At 55.0% G+C, this 18,879-nt stretch carries 19 protein-coding genes; 5 read left to right on the forward strand and 14 right to left on the reverse strand.

The genetic code is table 11. From position 1 onward, the window contains the following. Positions 1-34 precede the first annotated feature (34 nt). Positions 35-928: a tRNA 2-thiocytidine(32) synthetase TtcA gene (gene ttcA / locus ACUN9X_RS12220; RefSeq protein ID WP_445473290.1), complete on the forward strand. Its 894-nt coding sequence runs from the start codon at positions 35-37 to the stop codon at positions 926-928. A 15-nt stretch (positions 929-943) separates the two neighbouring features. On the opposite strand, the gene ACUN9X_RS12225 is transcribed toward ttcA, so the two are convergent. From ACUN9X_RS12225 to ccoN, 10 genes are all read right to left on the reverse strand, one after another. After that, on the reverse strand, positions 944-1,441 hold the full coding sequence (locus ACUN9X_RS12225) for a hypothetical protein (RefSeq protein WP_445473291.1): 498 nt from the start codon (positions 1,439-1,441) through the stop codon (positions 944-946). Positions 1,442-1,644: 203 nt separating this feature from the next. Next, entirely contained in the window at positions 1,645-2,337 is a 693-nt protein-coding gene (locus ACUN9X_RS12230) for a sulfite exporter TauE/SafE family protein (protein WP_445473292.1), read from the reverse strand. Next, positions 2,327-2,578 (reverse strand): cbb3-type cytochrome oxidase assembly protein CcoS, encoded by a 252-nt coding sequence (gene ccoS, locus ACUN9X_RS12235; RefSeq protein WP_260037833.1) that lies wholly within the window; start codon positions 2,576-2,578, stop codon positions 2,327-2,329. The genes ACUN9X_RS12230 and ccoS overlap by 11 nt, the downstream gene beginning before the upstream one ends. A gap of 22 nt (positions 2,579-2,600) precedes the next feature. Further along, positions 2,601-5,093, reverse strand: a complete 2,493-nt coding sequence (locus ACUN9X_RS12240; protein WP_445473293.1) for a heavy metal translocating P-type ATPase — start codon at positions 5,091-5,093, stop codon at positions 2,601-2,603. A gap of 3 nt (positions 5,094-5,096) precedes the next feature. Continuing rightward, entirely contained in the window at positions 5,097-5,612 is a 516-nt protein-coding gene (locus ACUN9X_RS12245; protein WP_260037831.1) for a FixH family protein, read from the reverse strand. A 33-nt stretch (positions 5,613-5,645) separates the two neighbouring features. Then, positions 5,646-7,076, reverse strand: a complete 1,431-nt coding sequence (gene ccoG, locus ACUN9X_RS12250; protein WP_260037830.1) for a cytochrome c oxidase accessory protein CcoG — start codon at positions 7,074-7,076, stop codon at positions 5,646-5,648. A 118-nt stretch (positions 7,077-7,194) separates the two neighbouring features. Beyond that, positions 7,195-8,097, reverse strand: coding sequence for a cytochrome-c oxidase, cbb3-type subunit III (gene ccoP / locus ACUN9X_RS12255; RefSeq protein ID WP_260037829.1), 903 nt, complete (start codon positions 8,095-8,097; stop codon positions 7,195-7,197). Continuing rightward, positions 8,094-8,279, reverse strand: a complete 186-nt coding sequence (locus tag ACUN9X_RS12260) for a cbb3-type cytochrome oxidase subunit 3 (protein WP_260037828.1) — start codon at positions 8,277-8,279, stop codon at positions 8,094-8,096. Before ACUN9X_RS12260 ends, ccoP begins: the two co-directional genes overlap by 4 nt. A 5-nt stretch (positions 8,280-8,284) precedes the next feature. After that, positions 8,285-8,893: a cytochrome-c oxidase, cbb3-type subunit II gene (gene ccoO / locus ACUN9X_RS12265; protein ID WP_260037827.1), complete on the reverse strand. Its 609-nt coding sequence runs from the start codon at positions 8,891-8,893 to the stop codon at positions 8,285-8,287. Positions 8,894-8,909: 16 nt separating this feature from the next. Continuing rightward, positions 8,910-10,340, reverse strand: a complete 1,431-nt coding sequence (gene ccoN / locus ACUN9X_RS12270; protein ID WP_260037826.1) for a cytochrome-c oxidase, cbb3-type subunit I — start codon at positions 10,338-10,340, stop codon at positions 8,910-8,912. A 317-nt stretch (positions 10,341-10,657) separates the two neighbouring features. Here ccoN and ACUN9X_RS12275 point away from each other — a divergent pair, with 317 nt between their 5' ends. Next, positions 10,658-11,362 carry an alpha/beta family hydrolase gene (locus ACUN9X_RS12275; RefSeq protein ID WP_260037825.1) on the forward strand — a complete coding sequence of 235 codons (705 nt, stop codon included), beginning with the start codon at positions 10,658-10,660 and terminating at the stop codon, positions 11,360-11,362. Here the strand turns inward: ACUN9X_RS12275 and ACUN9X_RS12280 are convergent. After that, positions 11,359-13,092, reverse strand: a complete 1,734-nt coding sequence (locus tag ACUN9X_RS12280) for a sensor domain-containing diguanylate cyclase (RefSeq protein WP_260037823.1) — start codon at positions 13,090-13,092, stop codon at positions 11,359-11,361. The two genes, ACUN9X_RS12275 and ACUN9X_RS12280, sit on opposite strands and share 4 nt — an antisense overlap. A gap of 215 nt (positions 13,093-13,307) precedes the next feature. On the opposite strand from ACUN9X_RS12280, the gene rlmM reads away from it, so the two are divergent. Further along, positions 13,308-14,372, forward strand: a complete 1,065-nt coding sequence (rlmM, locus tag ACUN9X_RS12285; protein WP_445473294.1) for a 23S rRNA (cytidine(2498)-2'-O)-methyltransferase RlmM — start codon at positions 13,308-13,310, stop codon at positions 14,370-14,372. 13 nt (positions 14,373-14,385) lie between these two features. On the opposite strand, the gene ACUN9X_RS12290 is transcribed toward rlmM, so the two are convergent. After that, complete coding sequence (locus ACUN9X_RS12290) at positions 14,386-14,670, reverse strand: antibiotic biosynthesis monooxygenase family protein (RefSeq protein ID WP_260037820.1); 285 nt, start codon at positions 14,668-14,670, stop codon at positions 14,386-14,388. A 152-nt stretch (positions 14,671-14,822) separates the two neighbouring features. Here ACUN9X_RS12290 and tusA point away from each other — a divergent pair, with 152 nt between their 5' ends. Beyond that, positions 14,823-15,062: a sulfurtransferase TusA gene (tusA, locus tag ACUN9X_RS12295; RefSeq protein WP_260037819.1), complete on the forward strand. Its 240-nt coding sequence runs from the start codon at positions 14,823-14,825 to the stop codon at positions 15,060-15,062. 46 nt (positions 15,063-15,108) lie between these two features. Here the strand turns inward: tusA and ACUN9X_RS12300 are convergent, their stop codons facing one another. Together ACUN9X_RS12300 and dsbD are read right to left on the reverse strand one after the other, a co-directional pair. Next, the gene (locus ACUN9X_RS12300) at positions 15,109-15,936 is read right to left on the reverse strand and encodes a DMT family transporter (protein ID WP_260037818.1); all 828 of its coding nucleotides are present in this window, start codon (positions 15,934-15,936) and stop codon (positions 15,109-15,111) included. A gap of 26 nt (positions 15,937-15,962) precedes the next feature. After that, positions 15,963-17,900, reverse strand: a complete 1,938-nt coding sequence (gene dsbD, locus ACUN9X_RS12305; RefSeq protein ID WP_445473295.1) for a protein-disulfide reductase DsbD — start codon at positions 17,898-17,900, stop codon at positions 15,963-15,965. A 248-nt stretch (positions 17,901-18,148) separates the two neighbouring features. Between dsbD and ACUN9X_RS12310 the strand changes: the two genes are divergently transcribed. Then, positions 18,149-18,739 carry an elongation factor P hydroxylase gene (locus ACUN9X_RS12310; protein ID WP_445473296.1) on the forward strand — a complete coding sequence of 197 codons (591 nt, stop codon included), beginning with the start codon at positions 18,149-18,151 and terminating at the stop codon, positions 18,737-18,739. Positions 18,740-18,879 lie beyond the last annotated feature (140 nt).

Genomic DNA, 18,879 nt, shown 5'->3' on the forward strand with positions numbered 1-18,879 from the left:
CCGCACCCCAATTTTTTTAATGTCTGGCAGGGTTATGGCTGAGCATCAAACCGGTGACCGCGAATCAACACTTGAACTGAACAAGCTGCAAAAACGACTGCGGCGCGATGTCGGTCAGGCGATATCTGATTTCGGACTTATCGAAGCAGGCGATAAGGTAATGTGCTGCCTCAGTGGCGGCAAAGACTCCTACGCCATGCTGGACATACTGTTGAACCTGCAGCGGAGCGCGCCGGTCGATTTCGAGCTGATTGCGGTGAATCTCGATCAAAAGCAGCCTGGGTTTCCTGAGCATATTCTGCCGGCATACCTGGCAGCGCTGGGCATCGAATACCATATTATCGAGAAAGATACCTACAGCATCGTGAAAGAGAAGGTGCCGGAGGGTAAAACCACGTGCGGCCTTTGTTCACGGCTGCGGCGGGGCATCCTGTATAATTTCGCAGATGAGCACGGCGTCACAAAAATTGCGCTGGGCCATCACCGGGATGACATGCTTGAAACGCTGTTCCTTAATATGTTTTATGGCGGCAAGCTGAAAACCATGCCGCCCAAGCTCAAAAGTGATGACGGTCGGAATGTCGTCATTCGTCCTTTGGCGTACGCTCGGGAAAAAGATATTGAGCGCTACTCCGAGCTGCGTTCATTTCCTATCATTCCGTGCAATTTGTGTGGCTCGCAGGAGAATCTGCAGCGCCAGGTGGTCAAGGATATGTTACAGACGTGGGACAGACAGCACCCGGGACGCATCGAGTCCATGTTCCGGGCAATTTGCAATGTCGAACCTTCGCATCTTGCTGACCCGAAGCTGTATGACTTTGAAAACCTGAGGGTAGAGGGTGTGGCTGGCAATACTGGCAGCGCCGTAACAGCCTCGGCGTCTGAGCCGGCGCCAAGCTATGACCGATTGGATGTACTGAATATCTGACCAGGGTTCCCGTTTTCAGGCAGGATGAAATAAGTTGTCTGGAGTCCCCTGTAAACACAGTTTTTCCAGCGTTTTCTGGAACCGGGCGATGCAACGGCGCTCCTGTATGTGGGTGAGGTCTGCCCAGAGCTGAGAAAGAGCCGGTGCATCATCTGGCATTGGCCAGGATGGTCGAACCCACTGCAGTGCGCTGATACCTACAGCTGCCGCATACTGGGTGTTGGTGATCAGTTCGGCATCAGGGTTCACCAGAAACTGCCGCTGACTGGCGAAGCCGCGCACCTGGCTTGCCTTGTCGGGTTCAAATGCCAGGTATTCATCCCACACCTGTCGGTGAAGGGTAGGGGAGATGCCAAATACACCCAGTCCTTCATCCCGGTCTTCCGCAAACGGATCAAAACCCCGAAGCGTTGCCGCGCTCAGTAGAATTTCTTCGTGAATCAGATGGGGTTCGCCTAGCGCCAGGGAGACTGGGCGGATGATATGGTTCAGAAGTGCGTGTGCCTGGGACATGACCAACGTCCTCGCTAGCAATACTCTTACGACCGGGTCTTTAGCAGAAACAACAAGTTAAGTTTTATTCTGCAGATACACTCTAGCATTTAAAGCTAAGTTCATGATGAATATAGCTGGCAACGCAGGTGTGGTCAATAAATAAACAGTTAAACATGGCAAAATGGGGATCCCTCGCGATCCGCACGTGTTTCATGGTCGCGTCAGGTTAGTTGTGGGATATGAAGGAGCGGTAGTGTCCACAGCCCGAAGGCAATGAGCAAGGCGCCAGTTATTTGCCTGAAGTAGCGGTTGGACTTGAGGCGTTGGAGCGATGTCGCCGCGAAGCCCGAAGCCAGCATTGACGGTAATGTTCCCAGCCCAAAGAAAAGCATGGTCATTGTAGCCGCAGGGACCGTGGGCTGAAGCGCCGCCCAGCCGAGTGTGCTGTAAATCAGACCGCAGGGAAGCCATCCCCAAAGCATTCCAAGCAATAGCGCCTGATACGGACGTTGCACAGGCATAAGGCGTTGCGTCAGGGGTGCCAGTCGTCGCCATAACGGGCCACCAACTCGCTCGATATAACGGATGCCCTGCCACCATTGACCCATCGCCAATCCCATCAGAATCAGCAGCAGGCCAGCGACTGATCGCAATGCAGTGCCAAGCTGGGCCCAGGTATCCACTGCCTGGGTGCTGACCAAAGCAATCAGTGCGGCGATCAGCATATAGCTGCCGATTCGACCTGCATTAAACCCCAGCAGCATAAGAGACTGGCGCGCCCGGAAGTTTTGACCCACTGGAATGGCCATGGAAAGTGAGGCGCTGATGCCGCCACACATTCCCAGGCAATGGGTGCTCCCCAATAAACCAATCATGAAAGCACCGGGATAACTCAGGTAGAGCTCACTGCCCATTGTCGTTCGTTTTATCCTGTCCGGACTGTTCCGGAGCGGTCTTTGAAGGGCGAGCTGCTTTTTTCTGAGCTTCGGTCTTGGCGTCTTCGGGGATCATGTCGCGGTCGTCATCGTAGAGAATACGGTGTGCAGGGCCTTCAAGGTCGTCATATTGGCCGCTTTTCACCGCCCAAGAAAATACAACGACACCAATGGTGACGAGTATCAGGGTGACCGGAACCAACAGATAAACAATTTCCACAATCAGGACCTCTAAAACTGCGTTAATTCAGCGTGTCAGCCCGCGATGGCATCGCCAGCTCCGTCTCTCGAGTCTTGTCGCTGGCTTTGCGTTTGCCCAGCCGTAGCGCATTGGCGACAACCACCAGTGAGCTGGCTGACATGCCAATCGCGGCGACCCAGGGCAAAATCATACCGGCAGCCGCGAGAGGCAGGGCGCAAATATTGTAGGCAATCGCCCAGGTCATGTTCTGGCGGACAATCCGCCGGGTTTGCTTGCCTGTTTCAAGTGCGCTGACCAGTCGGGTCAATTGACCATTCAGCAAAACCGCATCGGCTCGTAACTGTGTCAGGTCCGCGGCGCTTCCCAGGGCCACGGACACGTCGGCACCCGCCATGACCGGGAGATCGTTCAAGCCGTCCCCCACCATCATAACGTGGCAGCCGCTTTCTTGCAGTGTTCTGAGGTAAGCGAGCTTGTCCTCCGGTGATGCCTGTCCGCGGACCTCGGCAATACCCAGCTCGTTGGCGATGCGTTGGACATGCGCCGAGCGATCGCCACTTAAGAGGGCTGTGTTAAGCCCGAGAGCATGCAGTTGCGCAATCGCAATCCGGGCATCGGCCCGGGGCTGATCGTCCAGTACAAACCTGGCCAAAACCGCAGTGTCAGTGGCCAGAAACACTGTCAGGCCGTCGCCGGATTCGTCCAGCTCCTGAGCAGTGCTGTGCTCACGGATAAAACCGGCATGACCAATTATAATGGGCGCGTTGTTGAGGTGCCCGGTCAGACCGCCGGCAAGGTGATTGTGCACATCGCTTATCGGGGTGTCCGAGCGTGCGAAGCGCCGGAACACCCGGCTGATGGGGTGCTCCGAGTATTGCTCAAGACCGCCTGCCAGCGCCAGACAGTCTGCCTCGGACATCTCCGTATAGGTCCTGGTCTGCTGGAGAGTCAGCGCACCTTCTGTGACCGTACCCGTTTTGTCGAAAACCACCGTATCAATCTTGTTAAGGGATTCCAGCGTATGGCCGCGAGTGGGCAAGAACCCCATATTGCGAAGCTTCATGGTGGCACTGGTAATCGCGGTAGGCGTTGCCAGCGACAATGCGCAGGGGCACGTCACGACCAATACCGACAAAGCAATATCGAACGCTCGGTCAGAACCTGCCAGCCACCAGCCAAGCCAGACGCATGGCGCGATCAACAGAATACGACTGACGAAGACGCCAGCAACCTTGTCTGCGGTTCGGGCAACCGGTGGCTTTTCAGATTGCACGCGGTCGAGAATACGAAGAATGCTGGACAGCCGGGTGTTTGCGCCGGCGCGTTCAACGGTCAGTGTCAGTGGGCTTTCGCCATTAATGGCGCCGGCGTGCGCGACATCACCCGGGCCGCGTTGTTCGGGCATGTATTCGCCAGTTAACGCCGCTTCGTTAAGCGTGGATCTACCCGCGGAAATGATGCCATCAACCGGAACAACTTCACCAGGCTTTACCTCAACGGTGTCGCCGGGCTGGAGCTGATGTACCGGGACGATCTCCAGCGTGTTGTTCTGGCGGCGAGTCGCTATCGCGGGCATCACCGATCCGACTGATGCGCCGGTCAGGCCTGCCCGGTAACGAGCCTGCATCTCGATATACCGTCCCAGTGACAGGAAGAAAGTGAACATGCAGACGGATTCAAAATAGACTTCTTCGCCACCCACGACAGTAACCCATGCGCTGGCGCAGTAGGCGAGCCCGATGGCCAGCGCAACCGGCACATCCATGGTCAGGTGCCGGCTACGAATATCCCGCAGGCTGTTGGTGAAAAACGGTCGGGCGCTGTAGAACACGACCGGCGTGGCCACCAGTAAGCTGACCCAGCGGAAGAATTCGAGAAATTGTTCAGAAAGCCCGCTGATAATGCCGAAATACAACGGCATCGCCAGCATCATGCTTTGCATCGTGCCCATGCCGGCGATACACAGTCGAATCAGTGCGCTGCGTTTCTCCCTTTGGAGCGCTGCCTCGGCCTGATCAGGCTCAAACGGACGGGCACGGTAACCCAGTTGATGGATAGCGATCAGAAGGTCGCTGAGACGGGTATCGTCTTTGGCCCACACCAATCGCGCCCGCCGAGTAGAATGGTTGACGTTGAACTGGACGACCCCCGCCTGTTCGGCGAGGTGATGCTCCAGTAGCCAGATGCAGGCGGCGCAGGTGATGCCATCAATCAGAAGGAGGGCTTCGCGGCTAATGGGCTCCGATTTGCTTTGACCGACTTTGCCTGGCACGTCTGAAACAAAGGTGTCCTGGACAAGCGGGTGGTCGTAAAGCCGGAGTTGTTCTTTCTCTTGTTCCGCGAGCGGGGTTGGTGTGACCGCAGTATTGGTGCGGTGATGGTAAAACCCTGTCAGATTCTCCGACACAATCAGTTCGCACACGGCCCGGCAGCCGTGACAGCAAAACGCCCGAATCGAGCCGTCGACGTCAAGCTCAATCCGGGCGCTACTCAAAACGGGTTCGCCGCAATGGAAACAGACTTCGAAGGACAATCGTTACCCCTGATGTGCTGCCGCCAGTACCTGGGGCTTGTCCGAGGGGAGTATTGCCTCTCCCTTCAAGCGCCAGTTGTTTTCAGGGCCCCGCAACTCCATATACCAGCGGCCATCGAGTTTAACGGGCAGCTTCGCTTCGTACAGACCATCACCAACAGGCTGGAACTGGATCCGTCGATCCCGATCGGCGAGAGTTGGATGGGAGAGGTCGAGTATCAAATAATCGAAACTGGCGGGCCTGCCAGCCTTTTCTATCTCGAGGGTTATGGTGTTCCCGCTAAAAATGACGGTGCTACCGAGTTTGAAATCTGCAGCCGCGCGATCCCGAGCCAGTTCCAGGTTGATCCCGAGACCTTCTTTTGAATAGTCATCGGTGACCAGCGGGTCTTTGGTGACCACTGCAACGTAAATCATCCCGATGCACAACACGATGGTTATGCCGGGAATAGACAGCAGGAACCATAGCCAGAACTGGCGGTACCAGGGTGCAATGGTTTCAGTTACGTGTTCGCTCATTCAGGTGTACGCCTTTCTCGTAAATAACGTGCGTTATCGGTTCGGACCAAGGAACCGGCTTTCTTTCTCGGCCATGAGCTCGTCGTTACCTTCGACTTTCACTGTGAAAGTAATGTTGTTATTCGTGCCTTGCAGGGCATCGGGGCTGACTTCGACAACAGTCGGAAGTGACAGGCTTTCACTGGCACCCAGCGTGATCTCGTTGTCGCCCAGCATCCGCACGCTATCCAGACCTGATACTGTGATCGAGAACGTCTGCGGTATCTCGGTCATGTTCTGGATCTTCAGCGTGTAGGAATTTTCGATCATGCCACGGCCATTCATCTGATAGAGCGCGCCGCGATCTCGGATTGCTTCCAGTTCAATGGGTACACGGGTGACCAGTGTGTATACGAGGGCGCTGATCATCAGCACCAGCACTGCACCATAGCCGAATGTGCGAGGTCGCAACAGCTTTGATGTCTTGTGTTCGAGTTCGTGTTCGGTGGCGTAGCGAATCAGTCCGGTGGGGTAGTCCATCTTTTCCATGACTTCGTCGCAAGCGTCAATGCAAAGCGCACAGTTGATACATTCGTATTGCAGGCCATCCCGGATATCAATGCCGGTAGGGCAGACGTGCACGCACATGCCGCAATCGATGCAATCGCCGATGCCCAGCTCGTCCTTGTCCGCATCTTTTCGCCGGCCGCCGCGAGGTTCGCCCCGGTTGAAATCATAGGCAACAACCCGGGTGTCTTCGTCAAACATGACGGACTGAAAGCGGGCGTAGGGGCACATGTAAAGGCAGACCTGCTCGCGCAGCCAGCCTGCGTTGGTGTACGTCGCCAGTGTGAAAAAGCCGACCCAGAAGTAGGCCCAGCCATTGGCGTTAAGCGTAAACAGGTCAATCGTCAGGTCGTGAACGGGGTAAAAGTAACCAACAAATGTTAAGCCTGTGGCAAAGGCGATGAGCAGCCATACAGCGTGTTTAGCGCCCTTTTTAATCATCTTTTCGGCGCTGTTGGGTGCCTTGTCGAGTTTCATCCGTTTGTTGCGGCTACCCTCTATTTTTTCTTCAACCCACATGAAAATGAAGGTCCAGACCGTTTGCGGACAGGTGTACCCGCACCAGACCCTGCCAAACAGTGTGGTGATGAAAAACAGGCCGAAGGCGGCAATGATCAACATGCCTGACAGCATGATGAAATCTTTCGGAAAGAACGTCGTCCCGAACAGATGGAATTCCCGTGCTGGAAGGTCAAAGTAAAGCAGGGGTTCGCCGCCGATATGAATCCAGCAGAAAAGGAAGTACATGCCCATGAGGGCCCACAGGCTCACAAACCGTATGCGCTGGAAGAAACCTTTAACAGATTTGACGTATATCTTTTTGCGGCTGGCGTAGAGTTCAACGGTCTCGGTATTTTTATTATTAGAGGAGGCGTCAGTCGCGGGGTCAACTTGTTTGACCGGAATTTGACTGCTCATAGGGACCTCTCAATGGCACGGTCTTCTCAAGTATGGGCACGAGAGGTGCCCAGATTTCAAAAGACTGTGTCCGACAACCGGCAGGGCAGCCTCGAGCTACCCTGTCGGTCGCGACGGATTACTTGCTTTCGCGGTGGGACAAGCCGTACACGTAGGCAGCGAGGATGTGAATCTGATCGTCGCTGAGGCGGCCTTCCTGGGCCGGCATTCTGTTCTGGCGTCCATGAGTGACGGTTTCCTTGATCCACTCATAGGTGCTGCCGTAAAGCCAGGCATCGTCTGTCAGGTTGGGAGCACCCACCATAGGATTGCCTTTGGCTTCCTGACCGTGGCACCCGGCACAGGCCTGAGCAAAGATCTTTGAGCCACGTTCGGCTGCTTCAGCGTCTTTTTCGCGGCCGCTGAAGCTCAGGACATAGTTTACAACCGAATCAACCTGATCCGTGGTCATCCCGGGCATCAGGCCTTTTGCGGGCATCTGGTTCTGACGCCCCTTGTGAATAGTCTCAACGATGCGGTCAGGTTCGCCGCCCCAGATCCAGGCATTATCTGTCAGGTTTGGAAAGCCAACAGCGCCGCGCGCCGCTGAGCCGTGGCAAACTGCACAGTTGTTTGCAAAAAGACGTTGTCCCATTTTGCGGGCATCTTCGTCTTTTGCCAGTTCTTCTACCGGTACGCTGCCGTATTTTGCATACAACTCGCCGTATCTGGCATCTGCCAATTGCATTTCTTCCTGCCACTGACCTTCCTGTGTCCAGCCCAGTATGCCTTTGAAGTTGCCCAGGCCAGGGTAGAGCGCGAGGTAGCCCAGCGCGAAGATGCAAGTAGCGACGTACAGATAGAACCACCATTTTGGCAGCGGGTTGTCGTATTCTTCGATACCGTCAAAGGAGTGACCGGTTGTCCGGTCAGTTTCCTTGTCGGTCACCTGACTTTTACGTGTTGACCACAGAAGCCACCAGCACCCAAACACCGTGCCGAGCACGATCGCACTGATCCAGATGCTCCAGAACGTACTCATTCCTTATTCTCCGTCTTGTCTTGCTGTTGAGTGCGCTGGTCTATCTCATCGTCGTCAAACGGCAGATGAGCCGCTTCATCGTTGGCGTTTTTCCGGTGCGAGCTGTAGGCCCACCAGCAAATACCAATGAAGGCTATTAGAACAAGCAGGGTATGAATCCCGCGCACATCATTAATATCCATCGACATCACCGCTTGGTTGAAATCACCGTGCCGAGCTGCTGTAGATAAGCTACTAGCGCTTCGATTTCGTATTTATCGCGAATTTCGTCCGGGGCGCTGGCAATCTGCTCGTCAGTGTAGGGGACTCCGAGTGTCTGCATTGCCTCAAGCTTGCCGGTGATTCCCTCAGGGTCGAGCTTAGTGTCGAACAACCAGGGATACGCAGGCATTACGGATTCAGGCACAACATCACGCGGGTTGTAGAGATGCACCCGCTGCCAGGCATCGGAGTAGCGTCCGCCAACACGCGCCAGATCCGGCCCTGTGCGCTTCGAGCCCCAAAGGAAGGGGTGCTCATAAACAAACTCACCGGCAACCGAATAGTGCCCGTAGCGTTCAGTTTCGGCACGGAATGGGCGAATCATTTGGGTGTGGCAGACGTGGCAGCCCTCGCGGATATAGATGTCACGGCCTTCCATTTCCATCGGCGTGAGCGGCTCGAGACCGGCAATCGGCTCATTGACTTCCTTGAGGAAGAACAGGGGGACAACCTCGACCAAAAAGCCGCCACTGATCACTAACAGGATCAGTACTGCCATCAGGCCGATGTTTTTTTCGACAATTTCGTGTTTCATTCTGTCTCTCTCTTACTCAGGCAGCCTGTGGCGCACTGTTGTCGAGCGCTACTGCATCTTTCTGGCGAATGGTCATTCGCACGTTATAGGCCATTACCAGCATGCCCGACAGGAACAGGGCACCGCCAATGAGGCGAACCAGGTAACCAGGCTTGGAGGCTTCAAGAGCTTCAACAAAGCTGTAGGTCAGGGTGCCGTCCGAATTGACTGCACGCCACATCAGACCTTGCATGATGCCGTTGACCCACATAGCGACGATGTAAAGTACGGTGCCGATTGTCGCCAGCCAGAAGTGAACGTTGATCAGGTTGATGCTGTACATCTTCTGCAGTCCCCAAAGGCGCGGGATCAGGTGGTAAATGGCGCCGATACTGATCATGGCAACCCAGCCCAGTGCACCGGAGTGAACGTGGCCGATGGTCCAGTCAGTGTTGTGAGAGAGGGCGTTGACGGTTTTAATTGCCATCATGGGGCCTTCGAATGTGGACATGCCATAGAACGACAGTGACACCACAAGGAAGCGCAGGATGGGGTCAGTACGCAGCTTATGCCAGGCACCTGAAAGCGTCATCATGCCGTTGATCATGCCGCCCCAGCTTGGTGCCAGCAGGATCAGGGACATCACCATGCCTGCTGTCTGTGCCCAGTCTGGCAGTGCACTGTAGTGAAGGTGGTGAGCACCAGCCCAGACGTAAGTGGCGATCAGTGCCCAGAAGTGAACGATCGAAAGGCGGTACGAGTAAACCGGACGCTCAGCTTGCTTGGGAACGAAGTAGTACATCATGCCAAGGAAGCCAGCTGTCAGGAAGAAGCCAACCGCATTGTGTCCCCACCACCATTGCATCATGGCATCGGTTACACCGGCATAGATTGAGTAGGATTTGAATGCGCTGACAGGCAGTGCCAGGTTGTTACCGATGTGAAGAACGGCAACTGTCAGTATGAAAGCGCCGTAGAACCAGTTGGCAACGTAGATGTGCTTGGTTTTGCGTTGAGTGATGGTTCCGAAGAACACGACCGCATAGGACACCCAGACCAGAGTGATGAGGATATCAATCGGCCACTCAAGCTCTGCGTATTCCTTGGTAGACGTCAAGCCCATTGGCAGCGTGATAATCGCTGCCACAAGAACGGCTTGCCAGCCCCAGAAGGTGAAAGCCGCCAGGCCAGCCGAGAACAGTCTCGCCTGACAGGTGCGTTGAACCACGTAGTAAGACGTGGCAAACAAGGCGCTGCCGCCGAACCCGAAAATAACCAGGTTGGTGTGGAGTGGGCGAAGACGACCGAAGTGAGTCCATGGAAGATCGAAGTTCATGAACGGGAATCGAAGCTGTGCTGCGATCAGCACGCCCATGCCCATTCCGACGATACCCCATACCACCGTCATGATGGCGAACTGACGCACCACCTTGTAATTGTAAGTCAGGTTTGGATGTACTGTGCTCATAGCCTTACCAGAGGATTACGAGTGGGAATGTTTGAGGCCGCAAGTATGGGGAATTGATTACGTATTTGCAATGACCCAAATCAAGGAAACAACCCGCCGAAATCAGCAACATGGGGCGGTTTATCTCGCGAAGTTACACGCTTGCAGCGCTCAGTTGACACGAAATTCCAAGGACACTTCTAGATAAGGGTAGCGGGTTCTGGAAAAATCGCGCCGTCCTCTTTATAAGGATGCGGAATGAAAAACAGTGCATGACTGCAGTCCTTGTAATAAATGATGAGCTTTGCACATTCATCGACATAAATGGATAACGAAAAATGGAAGTCAGAACCGAGAATATGGGTAGCGCCGAGAAGGCTGGTTGGCTTGTGAACCATTCGTCGGAAGGCGAGGCAATAGCGATGATCATCTTTGCCCATGGTGCCGGCGCGCCAATGGATTCTGGTTTCATGGTAGCCATGGCAGAACAGCTAGCCCTGAATCGTGTCCATGTTATTCGGTTTGAGTTCGGCTATATGCACCAGCGTCGTCTTGACGGTAAACGCCGGCCACCGCCAAAAGCTGAGAAACTGCTTGGCGAGTTTCGGGAGGTTGTCGAGGCTGTATCGGCCATGAACTCTGGCATGCCCTTATTTATCGGCGGCAAGTCAATGGGCGGGCGGATTGCGAGTCTGCTCGCAGCCGATGCCAACTGGGTCGAAAGCGGTGTGGCGGGATGCTTTTGCGCTGGATATCCATTCCACCCTCCCGGGAAGCCCGGGCGGTGGCGAACGGATCATTTCAATGAACTGGCGATGCCAGTCCGAATAGCTCAGGGCACGCGTGATCCTTTCGGACGTTACGAGGAGGTCGAGCATCATTTGGCAGAGCGGCTGCTTGGCAGCCCGTCGCTAACGGTGAGCTGGCTGGAAAGCGGCGAGCATGACTTCAGGCCGACGAAGGCGTCCGGTCGCGATCAGGACGATTTGATTGCCTCTGCAGCGCAGGACGCAGCAACCTGGATGCGCACATTGAACGACTAGGCTTCGCTGGCGCAGACGCGATTGCGACCGGTTTCTTTCGCTTGATAAAGCGCTTTGTCCGCTCTTTGGTATAGCGCTTCCAGTGAATCCCGATGACTGTAGGTGGCCACGCCAGCGCTGAGAGTGATCGTATAGGTATCACCGTCTGGCGTTTCGATCGCCTGTGATGCGATATCCTCCAGAATAGCCTGCGCCACAGCCATCGCACCCGCGAGTTCGGTTTTTGGTAGCACCACGGCAAATTCCTCGCCACCAAACCGGACCACAATATCCATCGGGCGCTTGATGTGCCGCAAAAGCGTTTCGGCAATCACTTTGAGGCACCGATCGCCGAAGGGGTGTCCGTAGGTATCGTTGATCGTCTTGAAACGGTCGGCATCCAGCATGATTAAGGCGACCGGTTGCTTGAGGCGCCGCCCCTCTGCGCAAATGTCGGGCAGCGCGGCATCCAGATGTCTGCGGTTGTGGAGGCCAGTGAGGTCGTCGTGAATACTGAGTTCCTCCAGCCGCTGGTTAGCGACTTCAAGTTGTCGCATGGTGTCGCGCAACTGGGTTGTTCGTTCATCAACCCGAATCTCCAATTCATGCCGTGCAGCCGTTTCCATGCTGAGAACCTTGTCTGTCAGCAGTCGCCAGCGCTGAACCATCGCGTAGTTCAGCAGAATAACCTGCACGCCCACTGCAATCTGCATCAGAATTTCCTGGGCCAGAAAATCGGCCAGATAGCCAAATGCTGCAAGGGCGTATATACACGTCCCTATTGCCATTGTTGACCAGGCAAACACGTACCATTTGGCAGGGGAGTAACCTTGAAGCCAGCGCTGAATGCCGATGACGAACAGCGTGACGATGCAGAACAGGCCGTACAGCGTCGCAATTTTGATGACGATGCTGTACGGCAAAACAAAGCACAGCGCGATCACAAGCACGCTGAACGACGCCAGGTATTTCAGTAAACCGGAGAGCCGGGGTTGTGCTTCGTCAATGTCCAGAAAGGCGCGACCGAAGAGGATGAAGGCGAGCGTGCTGAGGCCCTCACTCAGCGGGATCGCCATGTTGGCCAGCCAGGGAACGTTCGGCCATAAATACTGGAACGACAGGCCAGCCATCGAACACAGGAAGAGTCCGGTGGCGAGCATATAAAAGGCGTTAAAAAAGTAATAGGCTGTGCCTGTGCTGAAGAACAGCAGCAGGTTGAATGCCGAGAATATCAATAGTGCGCCATAAAATAGCCCGTGAGTCAGTGTCAGTGCATTACTCTGGGCAATCAGGTTTGCTGGCTCTTCAATGCTCAAGGGGAGGTTGATGGCACCACTGCTGTTGATGCGCATATAAATGTCGGTTTTGGCATTTCCTTCCAGCAGAATGGGTACCAGATAATATCGATAGTCGACGTCACGGGACGAAAATACCGTATGATCGCCGGTGTGAATCTGACGATAGCCGTCGCCTTCGCTTACCCACATCGCGATGTTGTCGAGGGGCGCGTAGCTCAGCATCAGAAACCAGTATCCGGCGCTGTCCGCTGTGTTCTTCATGGTAATCTTGAGCCAGTAATCAGCGCTGGACTGGGTGAAGATCAGTTCGTCACCTTTGCTGCGCTGCCAGTCCTGGATGGACGCGAGCTCATCGGGGTTCTCAAATCGCGCATTTTCTTCGGGGTTTGCAAGCCGGCGCCTGTCGACGTAGTAGCAGATGTTGTCCAGCAGACTTGCCCTGTGTTCCGGCATGTTGGCTGCGACTTCCGGACAGCTTGCTGCGTTCAGGGCAAGCGCATGCGTGCCCGGCAACAAAGTGCAGAGCAATAGTATAAAACGGAAGATGCAGCGGCCGGCACGTTGCGAGTGAGAGCCGTTTCTACGGTGTGGGTGCATAGGCGCTGAGTATAGCTAAAGCGCCCGCTGGCACGCTTTAAAACATTATAAATTCTTTAAGTAGTTGAGATATGAGTCAGATTTTTTTGTTTTGTCGTGCAGGTTTTGAAACGGAAGCTGGCCGGGAATTGACGGATGCTGCCGCAGCCGAGGGCGTTTATGGATATTTTCAGCCCGAGTCAGGTAGCGGCTGGGTGCTGTTTATACTTGCTGATGGCACTGACGCGATCACATTGATGGATCGAATTCCTTTCGAGTCGTTGGTTTTTGTGCGCGACTGGTTCGCTGTTGTAGCGGATGAGGTGTTGCCGAAGGCGGATCGGGTTGGCGCGGTGCTGGATATTCTGCGAGAGCAGGATGGGTTGCGACCATCATCCAGGGTAGAAGTGCGCATACCGGAAGAGTCCCAGAACCGGGACTTGAGCAATTTCGGCAAGAAGTGGGTGGCGCCGCTCTCCAGAGCCCTGAGGGAGTCCGGGTTTCTGGTGGAGTCTGCCGGTGGCTCCAGGCTTGAAGTATTTCTGCCAACGTTTGATCGTGTCCTTCTGGGTGTCAGTCTCACTGGCAATCGTGCAAAGTATCTCAGTGGTATTCCGAGATTACGGCTTCAGCCAGCGGCACCCAGTCGATCGGCGTTAAAGCTGGAAGAGGCATGGAAGGTTTTTATTCCGGACAATCAGTGGCTGGATTACCTTGGTGGCGCAAAAAAGGCGGTTGATCTTGGCGCAGCGCCGGGCGGTTGGACGTGGCAGCTCGTAGAGCAGGGTATGCTGGTGTCAGCAATCGACAATGGCCCGATGGATGAAGCCTTGATGGCGTCTGGCCACGTCGAGCATGTCAAGGCTGACGGCTATCAATGGCGACCGCGCAGCGCCGTTGACTGGATGGTATGCGATATCGTTGACAAGCCCCGCCGAACGGCTGACATGGTGGTGGATTGGCTGACCCACCGGCGGTGCAAGTACACGGTGTTTAACCTCAAGCTGCCGATGAAAAAGCGCTATGACGAATGGCTGGTATGTCGGGATAGTATGCTCGAACAGTTGGACGCCGCCGGCATCCACGTCATATTCCGGGCAAAGCATCTCTACCATGATCGTGAGGAAATCACCTGCTTTATCGAGCGGATGAGCTAAACGCCACTGCCGGTCAGTGTTGTTCGAGAATGATGATTTTCTCGTCCTGATCCATGATCGGCACCAGTTCGTTCATCAGTTCTTTGCGTTCTTCGGAGTGATACCATTTGTCCCAGTCCGCCGTTGAACGCCAGTTGCAAAGCGTTAGCCTGTGATTGGGGTCCTGGGAGTCGACAAGGGTTTCACCCGAAATGAATCCGCGGGTCGCGACGGCGTGCTGGAGCAGTGTGCGGGAGTTGAGTTCGTAGACGGATTCAAGCGTGTCAGCAATATGGCGGTCTATTAATACCCGGATCATAATATCCTCCACAGCTCTTTGATCTGGTCATTTTAATCTAGCACGTGGTTGGCGATTTTGCGTAGTCAGCGCGACTGGGATCACAGCGGAGCGCTGTGGCAGCAGAGGTAGCACGACCCCTGAGACAAGGCGGTAACGAATGGGAGTAAGGTGTGTCAGAACGTTGTTTTGATCTCGAGTTGGATGCAACCGGGCTGATGTGCCCTGAACCGGTGATGATGTTACATAATCGCATCCACGATGTGCCAGTCGATGGCGTATTGAAAGTGGTGGCGACAGATCCCTCTACTACACGGGACGTGCCCCGGTTTTGTCAGTTTCTGAATCATGTGCTGATTGATGAGCAGCACACTGACACCTTATTTGTCTATTTTATCCGCAGAGGTCAGTGAGTTTGACACTTTAACCGTCTGTTTCCTCGCTTGTTTCATTGCCTGGTTACACTGGCTGGCGCTGTCGCAGGTTCATGAGTCCGGCGCCAACAATCAGGATACAGCCGATCAGTTGTTCCTGAGTGGTCGGTTCCAGAAAAACAACCCACCCCAGTAGTGCAGCAAACAGCACGGAAGAATAGGTGAACTGACCGATCTGGCCGGCCGGTGCGATCCGGTAAGCGGTCGTAATCAGCATCTGGGCGAGAGTGGCACATGCGGCTAGTCCGATTAACCAGAACCACTGACTGGTTGTCGGTGTGACCCAGCCAAGTATCGCCGCGGGCGCGGTAACCAGGGAGCCAAACAAACCGAAATAAAACACGATTCGGGCGCTCGGCTCTGCAACCCCCATTCTCCTGATCGTCACCTTTGCCGTTGCGCCGAGTAGCGCGCCCAGCATCCCGGCGGCAACAAACAGGTAGTCGTCGAACCCGGCCGTTTGAGGATCAAGAAGCACCAGTACGCCGGCAAAGCCGATGGCAATCGTCAGCCAGATTCTGGAGCTGGTCGCTTCCTTTAGCCATAGCAGGGCAATAATCGGGATGAAGAAGGGGGCTGTCAGCTTCAGCAGTACGGCCTCTGTTAGCGCCAGATTGTTGAGGCTGAAAAAGTAGCAGTACATGGCGCTCACGCCGATTACCGCGCGCATCAGGTGAAAGCGCAAATGCCGAGTTTTCAGTGCCGAAGGTCCCGTCTGGAACAGTACGATGGGCGTGATAATAAGCAGGCCCAGCCCATTGCGAAGAAAAACGAGAACAGCATTGGGCAGGTCCGGGGCGAGATACTTGATAATGGCGCCCATGATCGCCAGCAACATTTCGCCGGCCAGCACGCAAGCGGCGCCACGATAGAGTGGGCTCACAGGGAGGAGGTAATGGTATCGGGCAGGCCATTAATATGGGCGAGGAACTGCTCCCGATCCATTTCGCCCATAACGCGTGCGGGTTTCAGCTCGTTGCCACTGGCGTCATAAAACAAAATTGCGGGTGGTCCGAACAGGCCTAACTCATCAAGCAGGGCTTGCTGGGCCGGCGAGTTGTCGGTCACATCGATCTGCAACAGGGTGAATCCGCTCAATGCCGACTGTACGCTCGGTCGACTGAACACATTGCGCTCCATAACCTTACAGCTGATGCACCAATCGGCATAAAAATCGAGCATGACCGGCTTTCCGCTATTGGCTGCGGCGGCCATCAGCGTGCGCAGTTCAGCAGGTTCCGCCACTTGCACAAAACCGGTTTCAGCATGTCCGGCTGTTGCGGCATTGCCAGCATTGCCCGAACCTGCGCCGGTGACCAGCGGTTCCAGAGGACGAAGCGGATCAGTTGCGCCGGTCATCGCGCCGCCGAGCAGTGCGAGCGCATAGGCGAATAGCACCAGTCCGAGGCCTTTCCAGGTGCGCTGCCAGCCGGCTCTTGCACTTTCAAAAGCGCCCAATTGTACGCCGGTAACAGCCGCGAGGAGCCCCCACAGCACCATTGATGCCCAGCCTGGCACAAGGCGCTCAAGTAACCAGATTGATACCGCAAGCAGCATCACACCATAGACAGCTTTCACGGTGTTCATCCAGGCGCCGGCTGTTGGTAGCAAGCGTCGTCCGCCGACAGCAACCAGAATCAGTGGAATTCCCATGCCAAGGCCAAGTGCAAATAATGCGGCTCCACCGAGCACGGCATCCTGCGTAGTGCTGATGTAAATCAAGCTTCCTGCCAGCGGTGCGGATACACAGGGCGACACGATCAAAGCGGAAAGGGCGCCGATACCGAACACGCTGGCCACCTTGCCGCCGGACATGCGTTGGCTTGCATTGTTCAGGCGATCCCGCAGGAACGCAGGTAGTTGAATATCGAACATCCCGAACATTGAAAGTGCGAACAGGATAAACAGTGCCGCGAACACGCTGAGCACCACAGGCGACTGGAGGTGAGCCTGGAGGTTAAAGCTGGCGCCAAGCATACCTGTGATTACACCTGCCGCTGCATAGGTAAGCGCCATGCCGACTACGTAACTGACAGAAAGCATGAAAGCCTGGGCCGTTGAAGACGTGGTTCGGCTCGACACCAGTGTCGAAATAATGGGAATCATTGGCAGGACGCAAGGCGTAAAGGTCAGGCCAAGTCCGAGCAGCAGGAAAAGTCCGATAATCACCGATGTTGATTGATTGGCGAGAATGCCGGCGATGCCAGTTGCACTATCCGTATTAACGGGCGACCCGATGGCTACCGCCGCAGTAGCCGCCGCGATGGGTGTGGAAGCGGGAGATATCGTATTGTCAGGAGCTGCCGGCGTTGAAGCGGCGTTGCTGATGTAAAGCACATCGCGGGTTTGGGGCGGATAGCAAAGACCGGCATCCGCGCATCCCTGATAGGTGACTTTCAGGTTGGCCTCTTTCATGCCCTCCGGCAATCTGATCGCGACATCGGCAGAGACAGGTTCGGTAAAGACAACAACCTCACCAAAGTAGGGGTCCTGTTTGTCGTGTCCGGGTTGAGAGAAAACGGGCTCGGAGATTGTCACCCTGTCATCGTCGGCTTTGACTGAAATGCGACCGCGGTAGAGATAGTGTTCCGGCGCAATGTTCCAGCTCAGGGACACACCGTCTTCTGAAAGTCCGGATGTAAACGGTAAGGCTTCATCCACTGGCAGGAACTCGCCCATGGCACCGGCCGTTGCCGATTTTCCAAAATCAAAAGCCTGAACGGATGATGCGCTTCCAAGTAGAACCAGACTGAACATCATTGACGCAATGATTTGCCGGAAGGAAACTTGTGCGCTGCCGTGGGAAATGAACTGCATCACGGTGATTCTGGATCTCTAGTTAGGTGTTGGGTTGCGTTACAAGCAAGGCGCCTCACAGCATATCTGAATCGCTAACGGGCTTGTTTAGAGCAACTCTTGGTGCGGAATGTTACCAGAAAGTTCCCTGTTTCGAGTGTAAACCGTTCGTCAGTTCCGGTATCGGAAGGCCGCTGTAACCCGGTAATACTTGCGGAATGGGGGGCAGGCTGGTATTGAAAGGGTGAAAGACGCACAATAGCGCTCGCATGAAACACCATCCTGACGATCTCATCATGTTGTTCAATGACCTTTTTCTCGAGAAGTGGCGCACACGTCTTGTTAAAGGGGACATAGAGCCCGAATACATTCCCGCTTCTGATGCCGATGCTCATCACCGGGTAATTTTTGCTCATGGCTATTTTGCCAGTGCCTTGCACGAGGTTAGCCATTGGTGCATAGCCGGCGAGCGTCGCCGTATGTTACATGACTACGGTTACTGGTATTGTCCAGACGGTCGTACAGAACAGCAGCAGGCGGCCTTCGAAAAAGCGGAGATAAAGCCGCAGGCGCTAGAATGGGTTTTTTCTGCTGCAGCCGGCTCTAAGTTTAATATCAGCGTTGACAACCTCTCGGGTGAGGGCCCGGCGGATGAAGATGCGTTCCGTGCCCGTGTTTCAGAGCAGGCCCAACGGTATGTCGCCAATGGATTGCCGCCACGAGCTGCACTTTTCAAAGACGCGTTGCTCGATTTTTATGGCCGTCATGCCGAATTTTGCCCTGATTGTTTCAGGGGCGCTGCTACAGGCTGCGCAGCCGATAAGGAATTTAACCACGCGCAGGCGCCAGCTGCGCTCTAGCGACAGAGCCTCATTGAATGTCGGGGCTGATTATCCGTTTATCGTCCATAATAGACGACAGAAATTTACGCACGATGCGTTGTGATTGGTGGCCTGGCGTTGAAATCGAAGCGCTTTCAACCCGCACTCACCAACGTGTT

The organism is Marinobacter sp. V032, assembly GCF_052645435.1.

Bases quoted from the DNA above. Each gene is read 5' to 3' on its own strand.
- ttcA (WP_445473290.1), top strand. From the start codon at position 35: ATGGCTGAGCATCAAACCGGTGACCGCGAATCAACACTTGAACTGAAC.
- ACUN9X_RS12225 (WP_445473291.1), bottom strand. From the start codon at position 1,441: ATGTCCCAGGCACACGCACTTCTGAACCATATCATCCGCCCAGTCTCC.
- ACUN9X_RS12230 (WP_445473292.1), bottom strand. From the start codon at position 2,337: ATGGGCAGTGAGCTCTACCTGAGTTATCCCGGTGCTTTCATGATTGGT.
- ACUN9X_RS12245 (WP_260037831.1), bottom strand. From the start codon at position 5,612: ATGAGCGAACACGTAACTGAAACCATTGCACCCTGGTACCGCCAGTTC.
- ccoG (WP_260037830.1), bottom strand. From the start codon at position 7,076: ATGAGCAGTCAAATTCCGGTCAAACAAGTTGACCCCGCGACTGACGCC.
- ccoP (WP_260037829.1), bottom strand. From the start codon at position 8,097: ATGAGTACGTTCTGGAGCATCTGGATCAGTGCGATCGTGCTCGGCACG.
- ACUN9X_RS12260 (WP_260037828.1), bottom strand. From the start codon at position 8,279: ATGGATATTAATGATGTGCGCGGGATTCATACCCTGCTTGTTCTAATA.
- ccoO (WP_260037827.1), bottom strand. From the start codon at position 8,893: ATGAAACACGAAATTGTCGAAAAAAACATCGGCCTGATGGCAGTACTG.
- ccoN (WP_260037826.1), bottom strand. From the start codon at position 10,340: ATGAGCACAGTACATCCAAACCTGACTTACAATTACAAGGTGGTGCGT.
- ACUN9X_RS12275 (WP_260037825.1), top strand. From the start codon at position 10,658: ATGGAAGTCAGAACCGAGAATATGGGTAGCGCCGAGAAGGCTGGTTGG.
- ACUN9X_RS12280 (WP_260037823.1), bottom strand. From the start codon at position 13,092: ATGCCGGAACACAGGGCAAGTCTGCTGGACAACATCTGCTACTACGTC.
- rlmM (WP_445473294.1), top strand. From the start codon at position 13,308: ATGAGTCAGATTTTTTTGTTTTGTCGTGCAGGTTTTGAAACGGAAGCT.
- ACUN9X_RS12290 (WP_260037820.1), bottom strand. From the start codon at position 14,670: ATGATCCGGGTATTAATAGACCGCCATATTGCTGACACGCTTGAATCC.
- dsbD (WP_445473295.1), bottom strand. From the start codon at position 17,900: ATGCAGTTCATTTCCCACGGCAGCGCACAAGTTTCCTTCCGGCAAATC.
- ACUN9X_RS12310 (WP_445473296.1), top strand. From the start codon at position 18,149: ATGAAACACCATCCTGACGATCTCATCATGTTGTTCAATGACCTTTTT.